The sequence below is a fragment of the Microbacterium terrae genome (genome assembly GCF_017831975.1).
Classification (GTDB): domain Bacteria; phylum Actinomycetota; class Actinomycetes; order Actinomycetales; family Microbacteriaceae; genus Microbacterium; species Microbacterium terrae.
This window is the reverse complement of the sequence record NZ_JAFDSS010000001.1, coordinates 2,803,566-2,824,292: the sequence shown is the minus strand read 5'-3', so window position 1 is coordinate 2,824,292 and position 20,727 is coordinate 2,803,566. Positions and strand designations below refer to the sequence as shown.

The 20,727-nt window shown below is 67.8% G+C and carries 18 protein-coding genes; 10 read left to right on the top strand and 8 right to left on the bottom strand.

Features of this window, described 5'->3' with window-relative positions; translation table 11 throughout:
• Window positions 1-19: 19 nt before the first annotated feature.
• From JOD63_RS12940 to JOD63_RS12920, 5 genes are all read left to right on the top strand, one after another.
• Window positions 20-961, top strand: coding sequence for a glycosyltransferase family 2 protein (locus JOD63_RS12940; protein WP_045275008.1), 942 nt, complete (start codon window positions 20-22; stop codon window positions 959-961).
• Window positions 962-1,017: 56 nt separating this feature from the next.
• On the top strand, window positions 1,018-2,229 hold the full coding sequence (locus tag JOD63_RS12935; RefSeq protein ID WP_052682446.1) for an ABC transporter ATP-binding protein: 1,212 nt from the start codon (window positions 1,018-1,020) through the stop codon (window positions 2,227-2,229).
• Window positions 2,226-3,047, top strand: a complete 822-nt coding sequence (locus JOD63_RS12930; protein ID WP_045275009.1) for an ABC transporter permease — start codon at window positions 2,226-2,228, stop codon at window positions 3,045-3,047. The genes JOD63_RS12935 and JOD63_RS12930 overlap by 4 nt, the downstream gene beginning before the upstream one ends.
• Window positions 3,048-3,051: 4 nt before the next feature.
• Window positions 3,052-4,095, top strand: coding sequence for a glycosyltransferase family 4 protein (locus tag JOD63_RS12925; protein WP_045275010.1), 1,044 nt, complete (start codon window positions 3,052-3,054; stop codon window positions 4,093-4,095).
• Window positions 4,096-4,170: 75 nt separating this feature from the next.
• Window positions 4,171-5,070: a GT-D fold domain-containing glycosyltransferase gene (locus JOD63_RS12920; protein ID WP_045275011.1), complete on the top strand. Its 900-nt coding sequence runs from the start codon at window positions 4,171-4,173 to the stop codon at window positions 5,068-5,070.
• A 9-nt stretch (window positions 5,071-5,079) separates the two neighbouring features.
• Here the strand turns inward: JOD63_RS12920 and JOD63_RS12915 are convergent, their stop codons facing one another.
• The 4 genes from JOD63_RS12915 to JOD63_RS12900 form a co-directional block, all read right to left on the bottom strand.
• Complete coding sequence (locus tag JOD63_RS12915) at window positions 5,080-6,546, bottom strand: acyl-CoA dehydrogenase family protein (RefSeq protein ID WP_157003956.1); 1,467 nt, start codon at window positions 6,544-6,546, stop codon at window positions 5,080-5,082.
• 73 nt (window positions 6,547-6,619) lie between these two features.
• Window positions 6,620-8,107, bottom strand: a complete 1,488-nt coding sequence (locus JOD63_RS12910; protein WP_045275013.1) for an acyl-CoA dehydrogenase family protein — start codon at window positions 8,105-8,107, stop codon at window positions 6,620-6,622.
• Window positions 8,108-8,195: 88 nt separating this feature from the next.
• Complete coding sequence (locus JOD63_RS12905) at window positions 8,196-9,395, bottom strand: GNAT family N-acetyltransferase (protein ID WP_045275014.1); 1,200 nt, start codon at window positions 9,393-9,395, stop codon at window positions 8,196-8,198.
• An 11-nt stretch (window positions 9,396-9,406) separates the two neighbouring features.
• Window positions 9,407-10,609, bottom strand: coding sequence for a GNAT family N-acetyltransferase (locus JOD63_RS12900; RefSeq protein WP_157003957.1), 1,203 nt, complete (start codon window positions 10,607-10,609; stop codon window positions 9,407-9,409).
• A 117-nt stretch (window positions 10,610-10,726) separates the two neighbouring features.
• On the opposite strand from JOD63_RS12900, the gene JOD63_RS12895 reads away from it, so the two are divergent.
• Window positions 10,727-12,202 carry a glycosyltransferase family 39 protein gene (locus tag JOD63_RS12895; RefSeq protein ID WP_045275016.1) on the top strand — a complete coding sequence of 492 codons (1,476 nt, stop codon included), beginning with the start codon at window positions 10,727-10,729 and terminating at the stop codon, window positions 12,200-12,202.
• A 19-nt stretch (window positions 12,203-12,221) separates the two neighbouring features.
• Here the strand turns inward: JOD63_RS12895 and JOD63_RS12890 are convergent, their stop codons facing one another.
• Window positions 12,222-12,812: an acyltransferase gene (locus JOD63_RS12890; protein WP_045275017.1), complete on the bottom strand. Its 591-nt coding sequence runs from the start codon at window positions 12,810-12,812 to the stop codon at window positions 12,222-12,224.
• 131 nt (window positions 12,813-12,943) lie between these two features.
• On the opposite strand from JOD63_RS12890, the gene JOD63_RS12885 reads away from it, so the two are divergent.
• The 3 genes from JOD63_RS12885 to JOD63_RS12875 are packed head-to-tail and all read left to right on the top strand — an operon-like array spanning window position 12,944 to window position 16,148.
• Complete coding sequence (locus tag JOD63_RS12885; RefSeq protein WP_045275018.1) at window positions 12,944-14,002, top strand: Gfo/Idh/MocA family protein; 1,059 nt, start codon at window positions 12,944-12,946, stop codon at window positions 14,000-14,002.
• The gene (locus JOD63_RS12880) at window positions 13,999-15,000 is read left to right on the top strand and encodes an NAD-dependent epimerase/dehydratase family protein (RefSeq protein ID WP_045275019.1); all 1,002 of its coding nucleotides are present in this window, start codon (window positions 13,999-14,001) and stop codon (window positions 14,998-15,000) included. Before JOD63_RS12885 ends, JOD63_RS12880 begins: the two co-directional genes overlap by 4 nt.
• Entirely contained in the window at window positions 14,997-16,148 is a 1,152-nt protein-coding gene (locus JOD63_RS12875; RefSeq protein ID WP_045275020.1) for a DegT/DnrJ/EryC1/StrS family aminotransferase, read from the top strand. The genes JOD63_RS12880 and JOD63_RS12875 overlap by 4 nt, the downstream gene beginning before the upstream one ends.
• Window positions 16,149-16,178: 30 nt before the next feature.
• On the opposite strand, the gene JOD63_RS12870 is transcribed toward JOD63_RS12875, so the two are convergent.
• Window positions 16,179-17,126 carry a glycoside hydrolase family 16 protein gene (locus tag JOD63_RS12870; protein ID WP_052682447.1) on the bottom strand — a complete coding sequence of 316 codons (948 nt, stop codon included), beginning with the start codon at window positions 17,124-17,126 and terminating at the stop codon, window positions 16,179-16,181.
• A gap of 147 nt (window positions 17,127-17,273) precedes the next feature.
• Here JOD63_RS12870 and JOD63_RS12865 point away from each other — a divergent pair, with 147 nt between their 5' ends.
• Window positions 17,274-18,377, top strand: coding sequence for a DegT/DnrJ/EryC1/StrS family aminotransferase (locus JOD63_RS12865; protein WP_045275021.1), 1,104 nt, complete (start codon window positions 17,274-17,276; stop codon window positions 18,375-18,377).
• A 15-nt stretch (window positions 18,378-18,392) separates the two neighbouring features.
• Here JOD63_RS12865 and JOD63_RS12860 read toward each other — a convergent pair whose 3' ends face one another.
• On the bottom strand, window positions 18,393-19,436 hold the full coding sequence (locus JOD63_RS12860) for a GNAT family N-acetyltransferase (RefSeq protein WP_045275022.1): 1,044 nt from the start codon (window positions 19,434-19,436) through the stop codon (window positions 18,393-18,395).
• Between the two features lie 99 nt (window positions 19,437-19,535).
• A complete protein-coding gene (locus tag JOD63_RS12855) occupies window positions 19,536-20,567 on the bottom strand; it encodes a glycosyltransferase family 2 protein (protein WP_052682448.1) in 1,032 nt (343 codons plus the stop codon).
• Window positions 20,568-20,727 lie beyond the last annotated feature (160 nt).

Below are 20,727 nucleotides of genomic sequence, written 5' to 3'. Positions count from 1 at the left end.
CGAGCCTGAGGGAGGGCGGATGACGTCGACCAGTCCGCTCGTGAGCGTCATCCTCGCGACGAATCGCTCTTCGCCGTTTCTGGCTGCGGCGGTCTCGTCCGTCGTCGCGCAGACCTACCCAGGGTGGGAGCTTGTCATCGTCGACAACGGCGCGCCCGACCCGGTCGCGCTGTCCGCCGTGGTCGCGGGCATCCCCCGCACCTCGATCGTGCGCGTCCCGCCCCCCGTCACCGTCTCGCTCGCGCGGAACGCCGGCGTGACGGCGTCTGGCGGAGACCTGCTCGTGTTCCTCGACGACGATGACGTGTGGCATCCGGAGCGCCTGGAGAGGCAGGTCGCCCTCCTGCGCGCCGAGCCGTCCGCCCCCGCCTCTTACTGCGGCGGGTGGCACATGGATGCGAATGGTCGGCCGTTCGCCCCGTCGTGGCCCGCCGTTCCTGCGAACGCGACCGAGATGCTGTCGGGTACCGCACGTCTGCCGCACATCTGCGGAGCGATGCTGATCCGTCGGCACGCGTTCGCCGAGGTCGGAGGGTTCAGTCCCGAGCTGTCGATGATGGAGGACTTCGAACTCGCGTTGCGACTCCTGGGCCGCGGCACGTTCGCCTGCGCGCCCGAGGAACTCGTCGGGTACCGCCGCCATGACGGCAACGTGACCGGCACCGGCATCGACAACGTGCGCGTGCGTCGGTCAGCCCTCGACGGAATCCTCACCCGGCACGCCTGGGCCGCCGGCGCGCGCGGCGACGAGCGCACCGCCGCCCTGCTGCGTGAGCACCGGGAGCGCGAGCGGGCGCGTGCGTCGCATGATGCGGGCCTCGCGACGCTCGCCGCTCTGCGGCGGCGACGAATCGCCGATGCCGCGCGCGAAGCGCGCTGGGGGACGTCCCACAGTGCGACCGCGTACTTCGGCGCGATCATCGGACGGCTCACGCGTGGCGGCGGCTCGCGCCGATGGTAGGCTGACCGGGCGTGTGCGCCCTCCTCGAGGCGCGAAGCCTGGGGGATAGGAGCCGCATGGTTGACTCTGCGATCAACGTATCGGATCTGTCGAAGTCTTACCGGATCCAGATGGCCGGCGAGCGCGTCGATCGGATCACGACAGCCGTGTTCAACCGGATCCGGCACCCCCTGACCCGTACTCACTACGAGGACTTCGACGCCCTGAAGGACGTCTCGTTCGAGATCCCGTGGGGAGAGGCAGTCGGCATCGTCGGGCGCAACGGTGCGGGCAAGAGCACGCTCCTCAAGATTCTGACGCGCATCACTGCGCCGACCACGGGCGTGATCGACCTCGGCGGACGTGTGGGGTCACTCCTCGAAGTCGGCACCGGATTCTCGGGCGAACTCACCGGCCGAGAGAACATCTACCAGAACGGCGCCCTCCTCGGCATGAGCCGCCAGGAGATCAAGCGTCGCTTCGATGAGATCGTCGATTTCTCCGGGGTCGAGAAGTTCCTCGACGTGCCGGTGAAGCGATACTCGTCGGGCATGTACGTGCGCCTCGCCTTCTCGGTCGCGGCGCACCTCGACACCGAGATCCTCGCCATCGACGAAGTGCTGGCCGTCGGTGACGCAGAGTTCCAGCGCAAGTCGCTCGCGAAGATGCGCGACGTCGCGCGCGACGGTCGGACCGTGCTGTACGTCAGCCACCAGATGAACACCGTCACCGCGCTGTGCACGTCGGCGCTGTTCCTCGACAAGGGACGCCTCGGCTATCACGGGTCGGTGGACGGCGCCATCTCGCACTACCGCGACACGTTCGAGAAGTTCCAGTCTGAGCAGCAGGATGCCGCGGCGCGGCCCGGCACGGGGTGGCTGCGACTCACGCGCGTGGCCGTGACCGAGCAGACGCAGGAGCCCGCCGACGAGAAGGTCATCGAGTTCAACGTCGGCAAGAACCCGACTCTCGTCGGAAAGTACTTCGTCTCGGCGCATATCACCGACGTCAACGGAGCTGTCGTGGTGCAGTGCGATTCTCGACTCACCGGTCACTGGTTCGATCCGGAGGAGGACCAGGCCGGCACCCTCCGGATCAAGAACCTCTGGCTCAAGCCCGGTCGCTACACCGTCGACATGTTCGTGTGTCAGTCGGGAGTCCACGACGCGTGGGAAGGAGCCGACGTCATCGAGGTCGTCGAGCACAGTCCGTATCCCGAGCTCGCGAGCGAAGAAGCGCTCTCCCGCGGCATGATCCTCGCCGACTTCGATTACGAGGCGACCCGATGACCCGCACCATCGTCACGCCGCCCGGACGGTTCAACATGCCGAACTGGCGCGAGGTGTGGGCCGCGCGCGAGATCTTCGTGCGATTCGGGCAGAAGGAGATCCTGCTCCGGTATCGCCAGACGGCCGTGGGTGTTGCCTGGGTATTCGTCCAGCCCCTCGTCGCGGCGGGTGTGTTCACGATCGTCTTCGGCGGGATCGCGCAGCTGCCGAGCGGCGGAGTGCCTTACTTCATCTTCGCCTTCGCCGGGCAGATGGCGTGGTCGCTCTTCAGCAACATCGTCAGTCGGGCGTCCAACTCGCTGGTCGCGAACCTCGCCCTCGTGCAGAAGGTCTTCTTCCCGCGCATCATCGTGCCCCTGTCGGTGGTGACGTCGATCCTTCTCGACTTCACCGTGAGCCTCGGCCTGTTCGTGGTGCTGCTCTTCGTCTTCGGCATCAATCCGGGCTGGCCGATCCTGCTGCTTCCCTTCTGGGTTCTCGTGACGATTCTCCTCGCGATGGGCGTGGGGCTTGCCGCATCATCGTGGATGGTGAAATACCGCGATGTGCAGTACTTCCTTCCGTGGTTCCTGCAGATCCTCATGTACGCGTCCCCGATCGCGTACTCGATGGAGGCCGTCGAAGAGCGGGGTCTCGCCTGGCTCTTCAATCTCAACCCGATCACCTGGCTCATGGAGGCGTACCGCTGGTCGCTGCTCGGACAGAGTGCACCGGCCCTGTGGCAGGTGCTTGCTCTCGCGATCGCCGCCATCGTCTCGATCACGCTGGGCGTGCTGTCGTTCCAGCGCAACGAGCGGCTCTTCGCCGACGTCATCTAGTCGCATGGCCACCCCCGCCGAGCCCTCGCTCCGCATCGCGATGATCTCGTACTACCTGCCCAGTGGCAGCAAGATCGGGGTCGGCTACCAGGCGCACGAACTCGCGAACGAGCTCGTCCGGCGCGGGCATCACGTCAGTCTCTTCTCGGAGTGCCCGCCGGTCGACGGTGCCGAGTACGAGCATCGCCAGGTGCATCTGCCGGGATCGCTGCGCACGTTCCGTTTCGCGTGGGCGCTGCGCCGCGTGGACTTCAGCTCATACGACGTCATCCACGCGCACGGCGACGATTACTGGCTATGGCGCCGCCGAACCCCCATGCACATCCGCACGATGCACGGGTCGTCCTTCGAGGAGGCCGGGCGTGTTCCGGGCCTGTGGGAGAAGCTGCGGATGCTGCTCCTCGGTTTCAGCGAGATCCTGGCGACGATCGTCGCGGATCGCACCGTCGCGGTTTCTCCCGCGACCCGCCGGTGGACGCCGTGGGTGCGGCACGTGATCCCCAACGGGGTCGACACCTCGCGCTTCCGACCCGACGCGTCGAAGCGTGCGGATGCGCCGACGGTGCTGTTCGTCGGCACGTGGCGCAACCGCAAGCGTGGCCGAGACCTCGCGGCGGCCTTTCAGCGTGACATCCTTCCGGTCCTGCCGTCGGCCCGGCTCGAGATGGTGTGCCGCGACGCTCCAGACGACCCCGGTCCTGGTGTCGTCGTGCTCGGCGAGTTGACCGACGCGGAGCTCGTCGCGGCGTATCAGCGGGCATGGGTGTTCTGCCTCCCCTCGGACTACGAAGGGTTCGGAATCCCGTACGCGGAGGCGATGGCCTCCGGGCTCCCGATCGTCGCGACCCCGAACATCGGGGCGCGCTATGTGACCGATGAGGGCAGAGCCGGCGTGCTCAGCGAACTCGGTTCGATCGGAGGTGAACTGCTCCGTGTGCTGACCGATGACGGAGTGCGCACCGGTCTCGAGGATCGCAGTCGCGCCCGCTCTCAGGAGTTCGCGCTCTCGTCGGTCGTGGACATGTACATGGCGGCCTACCGGCGCTGAAATGACTCTCTACCTTCCCGAGGTTTCGTCCACTACGGTGTTGTTGTCTTTCTGGGGAGAGGCGAGGGAGAGTCTGTGGCGTACTACGTTCTTCTGTTCCTGGCGAAGCTGATTCCGGGGCGCGCGCGTCGGCAGCGGTTCATCGATTGGATGCGTCCGCGATTCAGCGTGAAGGCCATCGTCGACGCGGCCATAGCCGAGGAGCTGCTGGCGCTCGAGGCGGTGATCTATCGGACGCGAACCGCCGATGCGCCGGTGGTCATGACTGTCGATCAGACCCTGGACGCGTTGATCGCCGGAAAGTCGATCGCCCGCTTCGGCGCGGGCGATCTGTCGACGATGGAGGGCTGGTTCGACATGTTCCAGACTCCCGGCGACGACCTCTCACGACGTCTGCGAGAGGTGCTCGACTCCCACGAGCCCGACCTGCTCGTCGCGATCCCGAGCTTCACCTACGACCTGAGCGCAGAACTCGCCGATGGCATGCGGGACTATTACCTGCACTGGGCGCCGCACCTGCGCCGCATCCTGGATCCGCACATCGACTTCGGCGCGCGTTACGGGGCGACCGAGGTGTCGATGGGTCACAGCACCTTCGGTCCGCGATTCGATCGTCACGGCTACTTCGACAAGTGCCGGCAGATCTGGCAGGACGCACGCGTAGTCCTTATCCACGGCGACGGCATCTTCGACGGCTTCACCCACGACATCTTCGACAACGCCGCGTCCGTCGAGCACATCCTGGCCCCGAAGCAGGATGCGTTCGAGGAGTACGACGATATCCTGCGCCGGGCGCTGCTGGCACCGAAGGACAGTCTGATGATCGCGATCCTCGGCCCGACCGCGACCGTGCTCGCCTACGATCTCCACCGCGCCGGATATCAGGCCCTCGATCTCGGCCACATCGCCAAGTCGTACGAGTGGTGGCTGAACGAACGCACGGCTGCGAGCGAACTCTTCTTCGCCGCGGACTGATCCGACTGGTCAGGACGCGGACACGTTCTCCGCGGGGAGCTGCACCGGCCACCCTGCATCCCAGATCGGGGTGAATCGCGGGCTGTCGAGGACGACCGACATGTGGCGCGTGCGGAGGTCGAGGGCGTCGGAGCGTCGGAACCACGCGTGCGCGAGCCCCACCTGGATGTCGCGCAGCACGCGTCCGAACTCCGAGCCAGCCGGGACGTAGCCGGTCCCGACGATATCGGACGTGATGTCTCGCACCTTCATCAAGGTCTCGCGCACGGGCATGCCCACAGTGTGGATCCATGCTGCCTCCTCGACCGTGAACACCCCGGCCCGCTCGACGCGCACGCGGTCGATGTAGTCGGCATAGCCGCGAAGGCCGAGGGCGAGCATGTCGAGGGAGCTCATCGCATCGGCGAGGGCCGTGACGTCGTGGGAGCCCGTCGTGACACCGGCCTTCCGCTTCGCCCTCACGAACTGGAGCGTCAGATCGACGAGATGCTGGGCAGCGCCCACCATCACCCCCATGAACGGGAAGAAGTGGGCTCCGGTATCGCCGGTGATCTCGAAGCTCCAGCGCCGCGGCACCTCCACAGGCCCGGTGAGTTCATACGAGGCGCTGCCCGAAGAGCGCAGGCCGAGCGGATTCCAGTCGTCGATCTGCTGGAGCTTGTCGGCGGGCACCCAGACCCCGATCGCCTTGTGTGCGCCTGTGGCCTGATCGATCACCGCCTCGCCCGCCGCGGTGTAGACGTTTGCGCCTGCGAGCCATCGATCGGCGTGGTAGCCGCCGCTCCCGAGCCTCCATCGCGCCTGCTCGATGCGGTACTTGTCTCCACCGATCTCAATCGCTCGTGCCGGCGGCGTGGCAGAGAACACGGTCGGCAAGTCGAGACTTGGATACAGCTCGGCGAACGACTCGTCGTCGAGTCGCCCGGCGAGCTCGCTGTGAGAGCTCAGCCAGTGCACCACCCAGGCCATCCCGGCGTCGATGCGACCTACTTGCGTGACCGCCTCCAGACGATCGGCGTAGGAAGCATCGAGACCACCGCGGTTCGTCGGGAAGGACCAGAGGTAAACACCCGTCGCACGCAGGGCACCACCAGCGAGCGGGGTGATCCGCCCGATTCGGTCGCTCTCGGCGACCTCATGCCAAAGGATCGGCTTGACTTTGTCGAGGTTGCGGAAGACCGCGGCGGTCGACGAGGGCGGCTCGAGGTCGAGGGCCGCGATGCGCGGGTCGTCGCGCGGAACGTCGCCCTTGGGGACGGGCTGGTCGACTGGGCGGTTCTGGTGAGGCGCCGGTGCCGATGAGGTGACCCGAGCCGCCGGCGTCGACGCGACCGGAGGTGCCGTGCGGGGCTGCCTCCGGCGACCGCGGAGCCGTCGGAACACGAAGTACGCGATCGCGGCCCCGGCGAAGAGCGCGAGGACGAGCAGCACCGCGACCATCGTCACGAGAACCGTCAAGAGCTGGTCGGTCGTCACGAGCATCCCCTCCACTCGGAGCGACGCGACTCCCCGAGCCGCCGCGCCGCGTTCGAATCGTATTGTCGCACGGTCAGTCCCGCGGTTCGGCGTCGACGGCGTGGTCAGTGGGGATGTTCAGCGGCCAGCCCGAGTCCCACACGCCGGGAGGGGTGGAACCCGCGAGCAGAGCGCTCACGCGGTCGCGCTTGCCGGGCGTGATGGTGAGCCGGAACAGGACGTGCGCGAGAATGACGTCGATGTCGCGGAGCGCGCGGGCGAATTCGGACCCTGCCGGCACGTAGCGCGTTCCGGTGAGATCGGCGGTTATGTCGCGGATCTTCAGCAGCAATTCCCGTACGGGGACGCCGGCACTGTTCACCCAGTTCGACTCGTCGACGGTGAGCGCGCGTGAGGAACGTCCCTCGCGGGCCTCGTCGATGTACACGGCGTATCCGCGTAGGCCGAGCACGAGCATGTCGAGCGACGCGAGGGCGTCGCCCAGAACGTTGGCGGCATACGTGTCTATGGGTTCGGTGCGCGGGCCGCTCAACGTCTCGACAGTGAGGTCGATCAGGTGCTGCGCGATGCCCATGGCGATCCCGAAGAACGGAAAGCGGAACGGCCTCAGGTCCTGGGTGTCGTTGTAGGCGAAGTTGCGGGGGATCTCGACAGCCTCGACCAGTTCGTACGAGGAGCTTCCCGACGATCGCACGCCGAGTGGATCCCAGTCGTCGATCTGTCGGACCTTGTCTTCGGGCAGCCAGGCGCCGATGACCTTCTGCCAGCCCGTCGCTTCGTCGAGCACGGGGTTGCCTGCCGTGTCCCACACCTTGGCGCCGCCGATCCAGCGCTCCGCGTGGTACCCACCGCTGCCCATGCGCCAGCGTGCAGGTTCGATTCGGTACTTGTCCCCGTCGATCTCGATCGCTCGCGCGAACGGCACCGCCGAGTAGACCGTAGGGATGTCGGCATTCGGGTAGAGCGACGCGCACGCCTCGTCGTCGAGATAGGCGACGCAGTCTCCGTGACTGCTGAGAATGACCATCGTCCACGCCATTCCGGCGTCGATGCGCGCGACCTGGGCCGCCGCTTCGAGCCTGTCGGCGTGCGACGCATCGATGCCGCCGCGTTCGGCGGGAAAGCACCACAGGAAGAGTCCCGCGGAGCGCATCGCCCGGCCGGCGAGCGGTGTGGTCCTCGCCATGCGGTCGCTTTCTGCGGCTTCATCGCGTAGAAGCGGCTTGATCTTCTCGAGGTTGCGGAACACAGCCTCCGTGGACGCCGGCTCCTCGAGTTGGAGGGCGAGGATACGGGGGTCGTCAGCGGGTGCGTCACCCTTCGGGACGGGCTCGGACGCCGGTCGTCCTCCGCTGCGTCCGCCCGAAGAGGCCGGTGGCGCTGCCGGAGCGGACATCGATGGTGTCGACCCGGCAGTCGAGCCCCGCGGTCGGCGCGGCGGGTGGCTGCGTCGCCAGCGCCGCCACAGGAAGACGCCGACGACCGCTGCGCAGGCGACGGCCACGAGCAGCAGCAGTCCCACCATGACCGCCACAAGCACCATGAGCGCATCCGTCGTCATCTCGTCCTCCTCGTCTTCGGCGGCACGCCTCTCGTCAGGAACGGCACCCCGGGGCATAGTCTGGCATCTGCGGCCACGGGCCATCGCGTCATGACTTCGCCTTCCCGCGTCGGTTCACGCGATCGACGACGCGCAGCACGAGTCGGTCGGCTCGGCTCAGCAGCGTGAACATCCTCTGCGCTGTCTTCGAAGCGTCAGCGCGCGGAAGGAGCCGAACCGCGAGCGCCGGCACCGCGCCGACTCCGATGACGACATCATCGAAGTCTCGACGATCGGGATATGCCCGCACCGCCTCCTCGTCGCCGTCGTAGTAGTAGCCCGGGTTCATCGCCTGGAGGCGCCCGGAATGCCGAAGGTGGGCGGTGACGGCGGTGCGGCCGAGTTTGCCGGTCGAGTATCTGGCGTACTCGTGCTGATACGCGTCGAGGACGCCCACCGCGACTCCTTCCGAGACGACGTACACATGCGAGTAGACGTGCTGGGTGCCACCCCACAGTTCGAGCAAGATGAGGTCGCCGGTCGCGGCGAACGCCCGCATCTTGTCACGGAACGCCCGTTCCCGGTCGGCGTCCAGCGCCACGGCGTAACCGCCACGATCACCGTCGCCCTTCCACCCGGATGCCTGCATCGCGATGAAGCGGTCGATGGCCGCCGGGTCGTCGCTCGCATCACGCAGGGTGAGCGGGCCGCCCGTGGCTTCGGTCAGGCGCCGCGCATTGCGGCGAAGTTCCTTCCGGGTACCGACACTGCGGTAGTCGGGGTCGACCTGCGCGGAGTAGACGTGTTCCGTCGGCGACGAGTCCGGCATCGGATGGACATCGACCCACGGGGTGGTGCGCGTGGCGACCACGAGTGCACCCATCCCGGTCCGGCTTCGCGCCGCCTCCAGGGCTTCGGCGAGCGGGCCTGTTGCGGGATAGCCGCGCAGCGCCAGATAGCCGCCGCGGAGGAGGCGCCGGATCCCCCACGCGATCGCTGTCAGGGCGTCGCCGCTGCGGCTTCGATCCAGCAGCGGAAACGGCGGGCCGAGTTCGGAAGGTTCGAGCGTGCCGAACGTCGTGACCCCGAAGGTCGCAGCCGTGTCGATCGGGAAGACGCGGAGGAGGCCGAACCACTCGCCGTCCTCCTCGGCGACGACCAGCAGGTGGCCGCCGCTTGTGTCGCGGTCCGGGAGGAGGAACCGGGGATCCAACGCGGCGTTGGGCTCGGCCGCACGCTTCGCGAGTGCAGCCCAGCGGCTCGCCTCCGCGTCGGTGACCTCCGAGAGCCGGAGCAGTGTTGCCCGCATCGCTGCCTCCCTCAGCTTCCCGGCTTCACGCGGCGCTTCACGGCGCCGACGGCACGCATGGCGAACCGATCCGCGTTGCTGGCGACGATCACCGCCCTGCGTCGCAGGGACGACGCATCGGCTCGAAGAAGCAGGCCCGTCAGGAGCGACGGCACGACGCCGACGCCGATGATGACGTCGATGTACTCCCGGCGATCGGGGTAGACCTTCGCGGCGTCGGGGTAGTAGTCGTAGATCCCCGGGTTCACCGCAGTGAGGCGGGGGAGCCGTCGCAAGTACGCGAACGCCGCGGTTCGACCGAGCTTGCCTGCGGAGAATGCGCCGAACTCGTGCTGATACGCGTCAAGGTACCCCTCGGCGACGCGCCCCTCCACCAGGTACACCGATGAGTGCACGGGCACGTCGCCCGCCCAGAGCTCGAGCACGATGAGGTCGTCGGTGCCACGGAACGCCGCGAGCTTCCGGCGGAACCTGACCTCCATGCCGTGGTCCAGAGCCACGGCGGTTCCTCCGCGCTGCGCGTCCCCCTTCCACCCCGAGCGCTGCATCGCGATGAAGCGCTCGACTGCTTCCGGGTCGTCGCTCGCATCGCGGAGGGTGAGCGATCCGCCCGCGGTCTCGGCCAGTCTCCGAGCAGCGCGACGGAGCTTCTTCCGCGTGTCGGCGTTGTGGTGGTCGATGTCGATCTGGGCGGGGCCGACGCGGTCTGCGGGCGAGCCGGAGGCATGTTGCGCGGCGACATCGACCCAGGCCGAAGCGTGGGACTGCGTGACCACGGCTCCGATAGCACGCTGCCTGCGCACCGCCCCGAGTGCCTCGGCGAGCGGTCCCGTGGCGGGGTAGCCGCGCAGCGACAGGTAGCCGGTGCGCAGCAGGGGGCGGAGTCCGCGCGCGAGCGTCGACAGCGCCTCAGCGGCGCGGGCGCGGTCGAGGAGGGGATGTGATGCGCCGAAGAGCGGCGGATCCCAGGTGCCGTATGCGGGGATGTCCACGCTGGGCGACAGTGCCATGGCGAATACACGCAGAAGGCCGAACCACTCGCCCGCCTCCTCGGCGATGACGAACAGGTAGTCGTCGGTGTCGCCTTCCTGGTCGGACATGAGGAAGCGGGGATCGAAGGCGAGATTGGGCTCGGCCGATCGCTCGGCGAGCGCGCTCCACCGCATCCAGTCGGCGTCCGTCACCTCTGCGAGCCGCACCAACTTCGCTCGCACGGTGACCCCCTTCTGCGGCGATCCGAGGGGCTCTCGGTGCACACATCGCTAGTATGACGGCATCCGTGTTGCCGCACGTGTCGGTGAGGCAAGCGACCCATAGAATCCCTGGTTCGCGTGGCGAGTGTGAGTGACAAGCGTGCGGCGGCTCCGCGCACGTGGCCGTGGGCGGTCGCCCTCGGCCTCGTTGCTGTCGTCGTGAACTCCTGGAACATCGGCGGACCGTCGCTGATGGGCGACGAGGCGGTGACGGTATCCCTCGCTGACCGCTCGCCCGGCGCGATCTGGGCGGTGGTCTCGACGAGCATGGATGCGGTCCACGCCGCGTACTACGCGGCCATGCATCTGTGGTTTTCTGCATTCGGTGTCAGTGCGGTGACACTTCGACTGCCCAGTGCGATCGCGCTGGGCGTCGCCGTCTGCGGCATCGTCCTGATCGGCGCCCGGTATGCGTCGCGTGCGACCGGCTTTGTGGCGGGCATCCTGCTCATGGCGATGCCGGCGGCGCTGCTCGTCGCGACCGTCGGACGTTCGTACGCCATCCAGATCGCTCTCACCACCTGGCTCGCGTTCATGCTCCTGCTGGCTCTCGAGCGCGGGCGCGTGTGGCGGTGGGTGGTCGTCGGTGCGCTTGTGTCGGTGTCGGTGGTCGTCTTCCTCTTCACCGCATTGGTCGTCGCGGCCTTCGCGGCCGCGGTCGTCCTGCACCGTCCGTGGCGGACACGGATAGTGCCGTTCGGCCTCGCAAGCGTCGCGGGCGTCCTTCCCGCGATCCTCGTCGCGCTGCTCGGGTACCAGCAGCGCAGTCAGGTCTCATGGATCGAGCCGATCGATTTCGGAATCTTCGAGGACGTTCTCGTGCGGCAGTGGTTCTCGGGGGTGATGTACGTCGACTCGTCGTACCCCTCGTGGATCGCCTACGCGACTACAGCGCTGTTTCTGGGACTTGTGGTGGTCGGCGTGATCCATGCAGTGCGCGAGGGTGCAGTCATGCGCGGCCTCGCGGTCCTCTGCACCGCGTGGATGGTCATTCCGCCGGTTCTGCTCGTCGGGGTCTCGTTGATCGCAGAACCGCTGTACTCCCCGCAGTACCTGACGATGTGCGCCCCCGCGGTCGCATTGCTCGCGGCGCTGGGCATCAGCTCGATCGGCCGGCGTTGGATCGCGCTGACACTCGTCGCAGTCCTCGTGGCAACCGCAGTCCTCCCCTACGTCCATGCGCGCACCGGGAACTCGCATGGCGCGGACTGGAACGAGGTCGCGAATGTGCTCCGCCAAGAGGCTGCGAATGGCGATGCGGTCATCGTCGAAAGCGACCCGTGGGACCAACCGCACATTCTTTTCGACCTGTACCCGGACGAGACGGACGGGCTTCGAGACATCACGCTCACCGGCCGATACAACCCAGTCGCGCTGTGGGGCGACCGATCCACCCCGGAAGACCTGAAGATCGGAGCGGACGTGCGCCGCATCTGGGTGGTGTCGCGGGGGCAGGGCACCGGTGAGTGGGAAGCAACGCTGGAGGCCGGGGGATTCTCAGCGGTGCGCACGGTCGACCTGCCCTTCAGCACGCTGACGCTCTACGCGCGCTGATCTGCGCGGGATACTCGCGTCAGAGTCCCGCTCGCTCGAGGACGCCGTCGGTTTCGACGAACCGCTCGCCGGTAGCAGGGCAGACCCACTCGCTGCCATCGCGTTCTAGCGGAACGCCGGCGCGACCGACCCAGCCGATGCGCTTCGCGGGTACGCCTGCGACGAGGGCGAAATCGAGCACATCCTTCGTCACGACAGCCCCCGCGGCGACGAGTGCCCACCGACCGATCTTCGCCGGTGCGACGACGACCGCGCGTGCGCCGATCGACGCCCCTTCGTGGACCCGCACACCGACGGCATCCCAGTCATGGGCGTCTTTGAGCGTGCCGTCCGGGTTGATCGCTCTCGGGTAGTAGTCGTTGGTGAACACCACGGCGGGGCCGATGAAGACGCCGTCATCGAGGACCGCGGGCTCATACAGGAGTGCATGATTCTGAACCTTGCATCGGTGTCCGATCCGCGTACCGGGGCCGACGTAGACGCCTCGACCGATGATGCACTCGTCGCCGATCACGGCGTCCTCCCGCACCTGTGCAAGGTGCCACACGATTGTGCCGTCGCCGATCTGCGCACGCTCATCCACGTCGGCGGATGCCGCGATCCGGGCCACGGGCTCAGTGGACACGACACCTCCAGAACTGCGACGCCGACATGAGCAGTCGTCGTCGCACACTATCGGAACATGACATCCCGTACCATGGGCGCCTGTGGGGTCAACGGGACCCACGTCAGGGGGGCTCTGTGGGGGACAGCAGGCTGCGAGTGGTCGTCGTGGGCGCGGGCTATTGGGGACCCAACCTCGTCCGCAACTTCAACCTCAGTGACGACTGGGATGTCGCGGCGGTGTGCGACCTCGACCTGGAGCGTGCGGAGCGACTCGCGTCGACGACCCGCACTGCGGTCGCCGTCTCATCGATCGAGGAAGCGCTTGCGATCGACGGGGTGGACGCGGTGGCAATCGCCACTCCGGCGCGCACTCATGAATCGATCGCGCTCGCCGCCGTCGCCGCGGGCAAGCACGTCCTCACGGAGAAGCCCCTCGCCGACAATGTCGACAGCGGCGAGCGGATGGTCGCAGCCGCCGCCTCTGCCGGTGTGGTCCTCATGGCCGACCACACCTTCTGCTACACGCCTGCCGTGCTCAAGATCGCCGATCTCATCGCGGCGGGTGAACTCGGCGACATCACGTTCGTCGACTCGGTGCGCATCAACCACGGGCTCGTGCAGCCGGATGTCGACGTGTTCTGGGACCTCGCCCCGCACGATCTGTCGATCCTGGACTTCATCCTCCCGGGAGGCCTCCGGCCCGAGGGTGTCTTCGCCCATGGCGGCGACCCGCTGCGCCTGGGCAAGGCGTGCGTCGGCTATCTCGTCATGCAGCTCGGAGACGGAGTCGTGGCCCACGTCCACGCGAACTGGCTCAGCCCGACGAAGATCCGTCAGCTCATCGTCGGCGGCACGCGGCGCACGCTCGTCTGGGACGATCTCAACCCCACCCAGCGCGTGAGCGTCTATGACCGCGGCATCGATTTCATCACCGTCACCGAAGACGCAGAGCGGGCCGCGGCGCAGGTGTCGTACCGATACGGCGACACACTGGTACCGGCGCTCCCCGAGAAGGAAGCGCTGTCGCTCATGGTGGCCGAGTTCGCGGCTGCGATCCGCGAGGGACGCGCGCCGCGCACCGACGGTCACTCCGCCCTGCGCGTTCTCAACGTGCTCGACGCCACGACGAGAAGCCTCGAGGCGGGCAGCAGCCTGGTGACGGTAGATCGCGATACGGAGGAGATAGTCGCATGACGGATCTGGCAGGGGCGAATGTTCTCGTCACCGGCGGCGCGGGGACGATCGGATCGACGCTCGTCGACCAGCTGCTCGATGCCGGGGTCGCCCACATCGACGTGCTCGACAACCTCGTGCGAGGTCGCCGGGCGAACCTCGACGGCGCGCTGGAATCCGGGCGCGTGACGCTGATCGAAGGCGACATACGCGACCGCGACACCGTGCACGACGTCGTCAAGGGGAAGGACGTCGTCTTCCACCAGGCGGCGATCCGCATCACCCAGTGCGCCGAAGAGCCTCGGCTCGCGTTGGAGACGATGGTCGATGCCACCTTCACCGTGCTCGAGGCCTCCGCGGAGCACAAGGTCTCCAAGCTCGTGGCGGCGTCGTCGGCATCCGTCTACGGGATGGCGGAGTCGTTCCCCACCGATGAGCGCCACCATCCGTACAACAACGACACGTTCTACGGAGCCGCGAAGACCTTCAACGAGGGCATGGCGAAGAGCTTCCGGGCGATGTACGGCCTCGACTACGTGCTCCTGCGGTACTTCAACGTCTACGGGCCGCGGATGGACGTGCACGGGTTCTACACCGAAGTGCTCGTGCGCTGGATGGAGCGCATCGCCGACGGCCTGCCGCCGATCATCTTCGGCGACGGTCAGCAGACGATGGACTTCGTCGTGAGCACCGACATCGCTCGCGCGAACATCCTGGCCGCGCAGAGCGGGGTCGGCGAGGGCGTGTACAACATCGCCAGCGGCACCGAGACGAGCCTGCTCGAGCTGGCGGAGCTGCTGCTCGCAGTGATGAACTCCGATCTCGACGTGGAGTTCGGTCCCGCGCGCGGAGTCAACGACGTGGTGCGCCGCCTGGCGGACACCTCGGCGGCGGAGCGGGACCTCGGGTTCACCGCCACGATCGGCCTCGAAGAAGGCCTGCGCGGCCTCGTCGAGTGGTGGCGGCCGCTGCGTGAGGAGATCGCGGCCGGCCGGGCGCTCCAGGGCGACCGCGCATGACACGGATCAACGTCATGAAGCCGTGGCTCGGCCCCGAGGAGGTCGCCGCGGTGACCGAGGTGATCGAGTCCGGATGGGTGGCGCAGGGGCCGAAGGTCGCCGCGTTCGAGGCGGCATTCGCGGCGAAGCAGCAGGCGGACCACGCCGTGGCGGTGTCGAACTGCACGACCGCGCTTCACCTCGCCCTCAAGGTCGCGGGGGTTGCTCCCGGTGACGATGTCGTCGTCCCGTCGTTCTCGTTCATCGCGACGGCCAACGCGCCTACGTACGTCGGAGCGCGGCCGGTGTTCTGCGAGGTCGATCCTGTGACGGGCAACGTCACTGCCGCAACGGTCGAGGCTGCGCTGACAGAGCTCACGCGGGCCGTCATCGTCGTCGACCAGGGAGGGGTCCCCGTCGACCTCGACGCCGTGCGCGCGGTCTGCGATCCCCGCGGGATCGTCGTGATCGAGGATGCCGCCTGTGGCGCGGGCTCGACGTACAAGGGTCGCCCCGTGGGCGCGGGCGCGGAAATCGCGGCATGGTCGTTCCACCCGCGAAAGATCCTGACGACCGGCGAGGGCGGCATGATCACGACGTCTCGCGCCGAATGGGCGGAGCGGGCGCGTCGGCTCCGCGAGCACGCGATGAGTCTGTCGGCGGCCGATCGGCATGCGAGCGTCGTATCGCCCCAAGAGGAGTACGACGAGATCGGGTTCAACTACCGGATGACCGACCTCCAGGCGGCGGTCGGCCTGGTTCAGCTCGAGAGGCTGGATGAGGTCGTGAGACGCCGCCGCGACATCGCCGCGCGTTACGCCGAGGCGATCTCCGGCATAGAGGGGCTGCGTGCTGTCTCAGATCCCGCGAACGGCACCTCGAACTTCCAATCGTTCTGGGTGGAGGTCGGAGCCGCGTATCCACTCGACCGAGAGGGCCTGCTGCGGGCTCTGGGTGAAGCAGAGATCTCCGCGCGGCGTGGCATCATGGCTGCCCATCGCGAGCCTGCGTATGCCTCCGTCGAGGCGGACCTGCCCGTCACCGACCGGCTGACCGACACCACCCTCATCCTCCCGATCTTCCATCAGATGACCGAGGGCGAGCAGGATCGCGTCATCGCGGCCCTTCGCGCCGGCGCGGCGGTCACGGATGGTGCGGGTCAGTCGTAGCAGCCCGTCACGGCCGGTCGCTTCAGCAGGTCACCACGGAGGTTTCGGCATCCACGATTCGGGCACCTGTCGGATCTCCGAATCGTAGACGCGCACGTAGTCGACGAGATACTCCGCCGGCAACGCCGCATCGTCGATGTCGTTGCCCGGCCAGCGCCCTCCGACAGCGACGTTCAGGATGATGTGGGACGGGTTGTCGAAGGTCCAGAGGTTTTCCGGCTCGAGGTCTTCTTTGCGGAACGTTCCGAGTTCTTGGCCGTCGACCGAGTAGGAGACCGAGTCCGCCGTCCAGTCGACCGCGTACACGTGCCAGGCTGTGCTCCAGTCCGCATTCACCGGATAGGCGTTCACCCAACTCCAGGGCGAGTCGTCCGTCTTCACGCCGATGATGCCGCTGTTGAGCTCGCGCGCTTGATTGACGTACTCCATCACGTCGAGCTCGCCCCGGCTCGGCCAGGGTGCCGTCGGCGTGTGCTCCGTGCCGAGCAACCAGAATGCCGACCACAACCCCACGCCCACCGGGATCTTGATGCGTGCTTCCACCCGTCCATACCGGAACGTCTCATAGGTCATGAGCCGGGCCGAGGTGTACTCAGACGCGAGTCCGTCGGCATCCACCGTGGATTCCCTCTTCGCCACGATGTGCAGCGCTCCATCGGCGACGAAGGAGTTCTCCTCTGCGTCCGTGTAGTTCTGGAGCTCCTCGTTGCCCCAGCCGCGAGCGCCTTCCATGCGCTTCCAGGTGCTCCATCGGGAGTCGGAGACGCTGTCGAACTCATCGGACCACACGAGCCCCGTTCCCGCGACCACGTCCTCGAACGGCGGAGAAGGCGGCGATGCGGCGTCTGTGTCGGCGGGTGCGTCCGACGATGAGTCGGTGGCTGTCGGGGGGACTTCGGGGACCGGGATCGCGGAGCAGCCGCCGAGGGCGAGTGCCGCCACGAAGGCAGTGGCCGCCCATCCGGTCAGGCGCGTCATCGGACCACGATCACGACGTCCATCGAACGGCTTTCCCACAGCGCACCCCCGAGGCCCATGGTACAAGGGCGTCACGATCGCGAGGCGGGGTGCCGGTGCGGCGATAGTGTCTCAGTGCAACCTGTCGTCATCTCGAGGAGTGCCCGTATGCAGGCCCAGCGCACTGTGCCGTTCGTCGATCTCGGTTGGCAGACGCGGCGCATCCGAGAAGCCGCAGATGCCGCGATCGCACGGGTGATCGACTCATCGGGCTTCATCCTCGGGGCCGCCGCCGCGGACTTCGAGGAAGAATTCGCACGGTATTGCGGCGTCGCGCACTGCCTCGGCGTCGCGAACGGCACGGACGCTCTCGAGCTCGCCCTCGAGGCGGCCGGCGTCGGCAGGGGTGACGAGGTGATCCTTCCGGCGAACACGTTCGTGGCGACAGCGGAGGCCGTTGTCCGCGTGGGGGCGACTCCCGTGCTCGTCGACTGCACAGATGACTTCCTGATCTCCGTCGAGGGCGTCGCGGATGCCGTCTCCTCACGCACGCGCGCGGTCGCCGCGGTCCATCTCTACGGCCAGACCGCCCCGGTCGAGGCGCTGCGGGCGGTTGTGGGGACCGACGTGGTCATCCTCGAGGACGCGGCGCAGTCGCAGGGCGCGACGCGGCACGGCATCCGTGCCGGCAGCCTCGGGGACGTCGCGGCGACCAGCTTCTATCCCGGCAAGAACCTCGGGGCGTTCGGCGACGCCGGCGCCGTCCTCACCGCGGACGACGCGCTGGCGGGGACGATCCGGCGTCTTCGCAATCATGGCGGCATCGCTAAGTACGAGCACAGCGTCGTGGGGCGCAACTCGCGTCTCGACGGCATCCAGGCGGCCGTGCTTTCGGCCAAGCTGGCGCACCTCGACGAGTGGAACCAGCTGCGACGCGACGCCGCCGAGACGTATGGGGAGATGCTCGACGGCGACCGCGTGCAGTTGCCCGTCGTCGCGAACGGCAACGAGCATGTCTTCCACCTCTACGTGGTGAAGGTGGCGGAGCGGGATCGTGTGCTCGAGGGTCTCACCGCCGCCGGCATCGGTGCGGGGATCCACTATCCGACCCCCGTGCACCTCTTGCCGGCATTCGGTTTCCTCGGTCTGAAGGCGGGCAGCTTCCCGAATGCCGAGCGGCAGGCCGCAGAGATCCTGAGCCTGCCGATGTACCCCGGTCTTGCGGAGGACGATCAGCAGTACGTCGCCGACACCCTGCACGCCCTGCTCTAGCCGCCGGCGCGCACCTCAGTCGGCGGGTCGTCCGCGCATCGACGTCGCGACGCCGCGGATGCGGCGCTTCACGCCGCGGGCGAGGTGCACGATGCGCTCGGACGTGTCGGCGCCGACGAGCCGGGGCTCGATCTCGACCGAGTACGCCGTGCGCCCCACTGGAGCGAGCCGCCGCTTGTAGTGGTCGTGGTACCCGCCGATGTCCACCTTGGCGAGCCCCGCCGCACGCGCCTCGTCGAAGCATGCGATCGCCGCGAGCGTTCCGATCGAACCCCCCGAGGCCGGGATCGCCACGTTGCGGGCGGTGATGAGCCCGATGAGGGTGTCGCCGTCGACCAGGTTCACATTGGATGCCGCCGGGGTTCCGTCGGGGTCGACGAGCGCCGTCGCCTTCAGCTTTCCCCGTCGGAGCAGCTCGGGCCAGATCGTCCGGAGGTCGTCCGCGGCGCCGGCCTCGTCGTTCGGGTGGTCCGTCCAGCGTCCTTCCCACGTGTCGATCGACCAGTCGACCGTCGCGAGCTCGTCGTGCACGACCCGCAGGTCGGCGGTCTTCCGCTGGGCTCGGCGGATGTCCTCGCGCAGTCGTGTGGATCGCCAGTACGCGTCGAAGTCGAAGCCGTCCAGGGGGGCGACATACGAGTCGAACGGGATGAGCTTCTGCCTCGGGAAGTCGGCCTTCGCATCACCGACGTGATCGATGATGAGGATGTGGAGTCCGATCGCGGAGAGCGCGGATTCGAGCATCCCCTCGCGGCACGGAATCGGCAGACTCGGTGCGACGGTGGCCGTCGCGATCTCCCAGTGCTCCTGTCGCGCTCGGAGGGTAGTCGCGAGCACCGGCTCCCCGTGGCGGAGCACGACGACGTTGCGCTTGGGAATGCTCGTCTGCTCCGCGAGCGCGTGATGCACGAAGCGGGCGACGTCCTGTTCTGCGGGGACGAGGTGGTCGATGGCCTGACGGAACTCGGCGCTCGGGGTCTCGTCGACGACGACCTGGAGGCCGCGAAGACGGGAGCGCACCGATTCGGACAGGATGCTGACTCGCTCGAGCGCACTCACCGGGGTCCCCGCTTCCACCTGGCAGCATCAGAGTTCGAACAACAAGCTAGCAGTCGAGGGTGCCTGCGATGGCGACGAACGACCGGGTTGCCCACGAGCTCAATGCACCCCGGTGTCGTCGTTGCTCGCCCGGCGCCTGCTCGTCGCCCGGATCTTGGGCAGGATCACCAGGCGGCGCACCCCGGTGCGAGTGAGGGCGCTCGCGAGAACCCTGCGCGTCCGCGATGCGGCCCATGCCGCACGGCGGCGGGAGGAGGGATCGAGTGTGGTCGCGAAAGTCACGAGCTCATCGATGTAGTCAGACGCCGGATCTGCATCGCGTTCGATGCGCGCCAGGAGGAGTGCGTACCTCGCCACAGCGCGGCGTGCGTGCGAGAGGTAGTCGTCGCCGTGGGCGAAGCTCGGCGCCGCTGATTCGAACGCGTCCATGCGGTGGCGGAGTTCGCTGAGTTCCCTCCGGTCCCCCGTCATGCCCCCCTGGGTCAGCGACATGTTCCCGCCGTGGACGCGGTAGTACGCCTGCACCGTCCCCGCGATGAAGCCGACGTTGCCCTGCGCGGCGAACCGCAGCCACATCTGCAGATCGGACGTGTACGGCACGGTCGGGTCGTAGTCGCCGACTTCCCGCATCGTCGACGTCCGCACGATCGCTTCGGGGGAGTAGATCTGGTTCTCCCCGTTCTCGAACAGGCGCGCGGCCCAGTCCGTGCCGTCCCAGATGACCCAGTGGGATGCGGGGTCGGGCACATCCTGAGGCAGTTCGTCACCGGTGGAGTAGGTGACCGGTCCGTAGGTGAGCCCGACGTCGGGATTCGCGTCCATCAGGGCCGCCGCACGGGCGAGTGCACCCGGGGCGAGGGCGTCGTCGGCCGAGATCAGGAGCGCGTACGTGCCGGTGACCCCGGCCAGTCCGGTGTTCGCGGTGCCAATCAGGCCGAGGTTCTTCTCGTTCCGGTGGACCCGCACCGACGGGTGACGCTCGGCGAGTCGTTCGGCGACCTGCAGGCTGTCGTCGGTGGAGCAGTCGTCGATGATCAGCACGTCGACATCGACGCCCTCCTGCGTGACGACGCTCTCGACGGCAGTCGGCAGGAAGTGCCCGTAGTTGTAGCACGGGATGACCACGCTCACGCGGGGCGTGTCCGCGAGCGCGACAGGGGTCGCTTTCCTCATCGTGTGGCGGTCCCTCCGCTGACGAGACGCACGGGTCTCCGGACGTCGGCCGATCGTCCCCGTCGTTCGTCGAGCCGCGACGAACAGGTCCATCGTAGGGGGTCGATCGCGGATGGTC